Here is a 5,258-nt window from a genome sequence, read left to right on the forward strand (position 1 = left end):
CCCAGTTCTGGGCGCCCAGGTCAGGCAGATCGCGGGCGACGAAGGTGCCGCGCGACGCCTCGGCCGTCAGCCAGCCCTGCAACACCAGTTCCTGATAGGCGGCGTCGACGGTGTTGCGATGGATGCCCAGGGCGCCGGCCAGGGCGCGCGTGCCGGGCAGGCGGTCGCCGGGCTTCAGCCGTCCACGCTCGATCTCGCGGATGACCGACCCTGCCAGATTGATGAACAGGGGCCGGGCGGGGTCTTCAATCAGTTCAATGACGACGGCGCTTCGTCCCATAATCCGGCCTATCAGGTTTCAGGAAAGCGGCTCTTCTGACGGGGCCGATAGGCCGGGTATCCCACGCGCATTCCCAGGCAGCAACACCGCTGCGGGACCAGAAACAAGGGATAGGGTCATGGCCGAGAAAGCCGTTTTCTATCACGCAGGCTGCACCGTCTGCGTCGACGCCGAGCAGCGCTTCGTCGGCGCGCTGAACCCGGCGACCTATGACGTCGAGGTCGTCCATCTGGGCGAGACGCCGCAGCGCCTGGCCGAAGCCGAGGCCGCGGGCGTGCAGTCGGTTCCGGCCATCGTCATGGGCGGCGCCGTCTATCACATCAATCACGGCGCGGACCTTTCGGCCCTGCGCTGACGCACCTCGGCCTGGCTTCAGTCCCCCGAAGCCAGCCGCTCGGCGGGTCGGCGACCCTCCTCCTCAGAGGCCGACCCGCCGTCTTTTTCACTGAAATGATGGAGACGACATGGTTCTCGATCTGGCGACGCGGGCTCTGGACCCGCAACTGGCCCAAGCCCTGCTGCTGGAGCGCCAGCGCCAGCAGGAGAGCATCGAGTTGATCGCGTCCGAGAACATCGTCAGCGCCGCTGTGCGTCAGGCGCAGGGCTCGGTCCTGACCAACAAATACGCCGAGGGCTATCCGGGCCGCCGGTACTACGGCGGGTGCGAGGCGGTCGACATCGCCGAGAAGCTGGCCATCGAGCGCGCCTGCACCCTGTTCGACACGGCCTACGCCAACGTCCAGCCGCACTCGGGCGTCAACGCCAACCTCGCCGTGCTGTTCGCCCTGATCAAGCCGGGCGACCGCATCATGGGGCTGGACCTGGCCTGCGGCGGCCACCTGACGCACGGATCGCCGGTCAGCCTGTCGGGCCAGTGGTTCGAAGTCAGCGCCTATCGGGTGCGCGAAGACGACGACCTGATCGACTATGACGACATGGAACAGCGCGTCCTTCAGGACCGGCCGCGCCTGATCTATGCGGGCGGCTCGGCCTATCCGCGCCGTATCGACTTCGCCCGGATGCGCCAGATCGCAGACAAGGTCGGGGCCTATCTGGTGGCCGACGTGGCTCACTACGCCGGGTTGATCGCGGCGGGCCTCTATCCCAATCCGACGCCGCACGCCCATGTCACCACCTCGACTACGCACAAGACCCTGCGCGGCCCGCGCGGCGGCCTGATCCTGTGCAACGACCCGGAACTGGCGCGGCGCATCGACAAGGCGGTCTTCCCCGGTACGCAGGGCGGGCCGCTGATGCATGTCATCGCGGGCAAGGCGGCGGCCTTCCATGAGGCGCTTCAGCCGGATTTCGTCGAATACTCCAGGGCGGTGATCGAGAACGCCCGCGTGCTGGGCCAGACGCTGGCGGACGGAGGCCTGCGCCTCGTGTCGGGCGGGACGGACTGCCATCTGGTGCTGGTCGACCTGCGCCCCTTCGGCCTGACCGGCAAGGCGGCGGTCGAGGCGCTGGAGGATCACGGTCTGATCGCCAACAAGAACTCGGTCCCCTATGATACGGCCTCGCCGATGGTGACGTCGGGGCTGCGGCTGGGCTCGCCGTCCTCGACCTCGCGCGGGTTCGACGCCGAGGCGTTCCGCACGGTGGGGGGCATGATCCTGACCATCCTCAAGGGTCTGCGCGACGGTGATCTCGACAGCGCGGCGGTGAAGGCGCAGGGAAGAGAACTGACGCGGGCCTATCCGATCGCCGGACCGGCGCTGACGCCCGCTTAAGGAGGTTCCGAACGCGCGTGCGGGTCATCTCGATTCAGAGCCAGGTCGTCTACGGCCACGTCGGCAACAGCGCGGCGGTCCAGCCGATGCAGGCCATGGGACTGGAGGTGGCGGCGGTGCCGACCACCCTTTTGTCCAATCACCCGCACTATCCCACCATGCGCGGCCGAATTCTGGAGACGGAACTGGTCGCCGACCTGCTGCTGGGGGTCGAGGAGCGCGACCTGCCGATGACATCCGGGGCGGTGGTGACGGGCTATATGGGCTCGGCCGCCAATGCGGCGGCGACGGCGGGCTTCCTGCGGCGCTGGAAGGCGAAGAACCCGGCCCTGCTGCACATCTGCGACCCGGTGATCGGCGATGATGATCTGGGCGTCTTCGTCGCCGATGGCCTGATCGAACAGTTTCGCGACGAACTGACGCCGATGGCCGACATCATCACCCCCAACCAGTTCGAACTGGGCCGACTGGTCGGCGAACGGCCCGATACGGTCGAGGGCGTGATCGAGGCGACGCGCATCCTGAACGCCCGCGGCACGGGGCGGACGGTGGTGACGGGCTGCGTCCTGACCGACACGGCGCCGGGCGAGGTCGAGACGATGGCCGTCGAGGGCGGCGTCGCCCATCGCACCTCCATCCCCCGCATCCCGATCCGTCCCAGCGGCACCGGCGACCTGTTCACCGCCTATCTGACCGGCTGGCTGATGCGCGGCGAGGGACTGGCCGAGGCCGCCGCCCGCGCCACCGCCGGGGTCCAGACCGTTCTGCTGCGGACCCAGGCGGCGGGCGCCTTCGAGATGTGTCTGAGCGAGGGTTAAGCCCTCAGCCGAAGCTGGCGACGGCGGCGATCACCCGATCCTGCACGGCCTCGTCCAGATAGGCGCTCATCGGTAGGCTGACGGCGCGCTCGGCCTTAGCCTCGGTCACGGCCAGCCCGCCGGGGCCGATCGGATGCTGGCGATAGGCGGGCTGGCGGTGCAGGGGGATCGGATAATAGACGGCGGTCGGCACGCCCTGCGCCTTCAGATGGGCGGCCAGGGCGTCGCGGTCATCATGCTCGACGGTGAACTGGGCCCAGACCGAGCGGCCGCCGGGAATGACGACCGGCGTCGCCGCCACATGACCGGCCAGCCCCTGCACATAGCGCTCGGCGATGCGGTTGCGGCGCGCGATCTCGTCCGGGAAGATCTTCAGCTTCTCCAGCAGGACGGTGGCCTGCAGCGTGTCCAGCCGTCCGTTCATGCCCAGACGCGGGTTCAGATATTTGGGGTCGTGGGTGAAGCCCTGCGCCGCCGCATCCGCCGCCGTCGCCTGACCGTGGACACGCAGGGAGACGAGGTGATCCATCAGCGCCGCCTCCTTCACCAGCACCGCCCCGCCGTCGCCATAGGCGCCCAGCGGCTTGGCCGGAAAGAAGCTCAGCGTCGTCGCGTCGGCCCAATGGATCGGGTGCCGGCCGTTCAGGGTGCAGCCGAACCCCTGCGCCGAATCCGCGATCAGCTTCAACCCGTGTTTCTGGGTGATGTCCGACAGGGCGGGATAGTCGGCGGGTTGGCCGAACAGGTCCACGGCGATGACGGCGCGGGGTTTCAGCACGCCCTCGCGCTCGACCGCCTCGACGGCGGCGCGCAGGTGATCGGGGTCCATCGTCCAGGTGTCGGGGCAGATGTCGATGAAGACCGGCGTGGCGCCCGCCAGCGCGACCACCTCGGCCGTGGCGGCGAAGGTGAAGGCGGGGCAGAAGACGGCGTCGCCCGGCCCCACGCCCCATGCCATCATCAACAGCACCAGCGCATCCGTCCCGTTAGAGCAGGACAGGGCGTGCGGCGCCTGACCGAAGTCGCACAGGGCCTGTTCGAAGGCGCCGACCGCCGGACCCATGATGTACTGGCCGCTGGCGGCGACCTCCATCAGGGCGGCGTCGATGGTCGCGCCGATGCGGCGGCGCTGGCTGAGAAGATCGATGAAGGGAATGGTCACGCGGTTACTCCGGGGAGGGAATGGTGATCAGGCCGGCCTGGGTTCAGGCCAGACCGGGCCAGTAGTGGGCGTTCGGCGTCGGGCGTGGGCCGAAGATGGCCTGTCCGACCCGCACCACGGTCGCGCCTTCGCGCACGGCCAGTTCGTAGTCGCCGGTCATGCCCATCGACAGGCCGGTGATGCGCGCATCGATGCGCTCGGCCCTGTCGCGCAGGGACCGCAACAGGGTGAAGCAGGGCCGCACCCGGTCGGGGTCGTCGCTGAACACCGCCAGCGTCATCAGCCCCTGCGGTTTCAGTCGGGGAAAGGCTTCCAGCCGTTCGATGAAGTCCAGCGCATCATCGGGATGCAGGCCGAATTTGCTCTGCTCGCCCGAGGTGTTGACCTGGACATAGACCTTCATGTCGCGGCCGTCGGCCTCCAGCCGCTTGTTCAAGACCTCGGCCAGCTTGAGGCTGTCCAGCGCATGAAACTCGTCCGCCAGACGGGTCAGGTATTTGACCTTGTTCGACTGAAGGTGGCCGACGACGTGCCAGCGCATCGGCAGGTCGGCCATGGCCTCGGCCTTGTCGCGAGCCTCCTGCAGCTTGTTCTCGCCGAAGTCGGTGACGCCCGCAGCCCACGCCAGACGCAGGATCTCGGCCGGAACCGTCTTGGTGATCGGCAACAGGCGCGCGCTGTCGATCGGCCGCCCGACCTGTTCGCAGGCGGCGGCGATGCGGCGATGAACCAGCGCCAGATTGGCGGCGAACCGCTCGCGCGGATCGGGGCCGAAGCGTTCTAGGTTTTCAGGCGAAAGGGTCACGAAACATACTCCCGGCACAGGCGGCGGCCCAGCCGCGCGATGACTTCATAGTCGATGGTCGCGCCATCCAGCGCCAGTTGTTCCGGCGTGCGGTTCGGGCCCAGAAGTTCCACCTGATCGCCCGCCTTCAGCGCGTCAGGCGGCAGGGCGCTGATATCCACGACCAGACTGTCCATCGAGATGCGCCCGACGAAGGGCAGCAACACCCCGTCGAATGCGGCGGCGCCGGTGGCCGACAACTGACGCGGCCAGCCGTCGGCATAGCCCACGCCGATGGTCGCCAGACGCATTCCCTTCGCCGCCGTGACCGCCCAGCCGTAGCCGACGCCCGCGCCCGCAGGCACGGCGCGGGTCTGGATGACGCGGCCCGTGACCCCGACCACTGGCTGCATGGCCTTGGCTGAGGGCGAGGCGTCTAGGCCGAACAGGGCCGCACCGATCCGGCACAGGTCATAGTGGT

At 68.5% G+C, this 5,258-nt stretch carries 7 protein-coding genes; 3 read left to right on the top strand and 4 right to left on the bottom strand.

Annotated elements, in window-relative coordinates:
• Positions 1-280, bottom strand: a 280-nt coding sequence (locus RT567_RS13250; protein WP_313576770.1) for a GntR family transcriptional regulator, incomplete at its 3' end; no start/stop codon positions are given.
• Between the two features lie 118 nt (positions 281-398).
• On the opposite strand from RT567_RS13250, the gene RT567_RS13255 reads away from it, so the two are divergent.
• The 3 genes from RT567_RS13255 to pdxY all read left to right on the top strand — a co-directional run bounded on the left by RT567_RS13255 (position 399) and on the right by pdxY (position 2,831).
• Positions 399-635, top strand: a complete 237-nt coding sequence (locus RT567_RS13255; RefSeq protein ID WP_313576771.1) for a thioredoxin — start codon at positions 399-401, stop codon at positions 633-635.
• Between the two features lie 109 nt (positions 636-744).
• The gene (gene glyA / locus RT567_RS13260; RefSeq protein WP_313576772.1) at positions 745-2,013 is read left to right on the top strand and encodes a serine hydroxymethyltransferase; all 1,269 of its coding nucleotides are present in this window, start codon (positions 745-747) and stop codon (positions 2,011-2,013) included.
• A 17-nt stretch (positions 2,014-2,030) separates the two neighbouring features.
• Positions 2,031-2,831, top strand: coding sequence for a pyridoxal kinase (gene pdxY / locus RT567_RS13265; RefSeq protein WP_313576773.1), 801 nt, complete (start codon positions 2,031-2,033; stop codon positions 2,829-2,831).
• Positions 2,832-2,835: 4 nt separating this feature from the next.
• On the opposite strand, the gene RT567_RS13270 is transcribed toward pdxY, so the two are convergent.
• The 3 genes from RT567_RS13270 to RT567_RS13280 all read right to left on the bottom strand — a co-directional run.
• On the bottom strand, positions 2,836-3,993 hold the full coding sequence (locus tag RT567_RS13270; protein WP_313576774.1) for a DegT/DnrJ/EryC1/StrS aminotransferase family protein: 1,158 nt from the start codon (positions 3,991-3,993) through the stop codon (positions 2,836-2,838).
• Between the two features lie 43 nt (positions 3,994-4,036).
• A complete protein-coding gene (locus tag RT567_RS13275) occupies positions 4,037-4,798 on the bottom strand; it encodes a YggS family pyridoxal phosphate-dependent enzyme (protein WP_313576775.1) in 762 nt (253 codons plus the stop codon).
• A partial coding sequence (locus tag RT567_RS13280) for an alanine racemase C-terminal domain-containing protein (RefSeq protein ID WP_313576776.1) occupies positions 4,795-5,258 on the bottom strand: 464 nt, incomplete at its 5' end. The genes RT567_RS13275 and RT567_RS13280, both read right to left, overlap by 4 nt.

The organism is Brevundimonas sp., from assembly GCF_032107865.1.
GTDB lineage: Bacteria > Pseudomonadota > Alphaproteobacteria > Caulobacterales > Caulobacteraceae > Brevundimonas.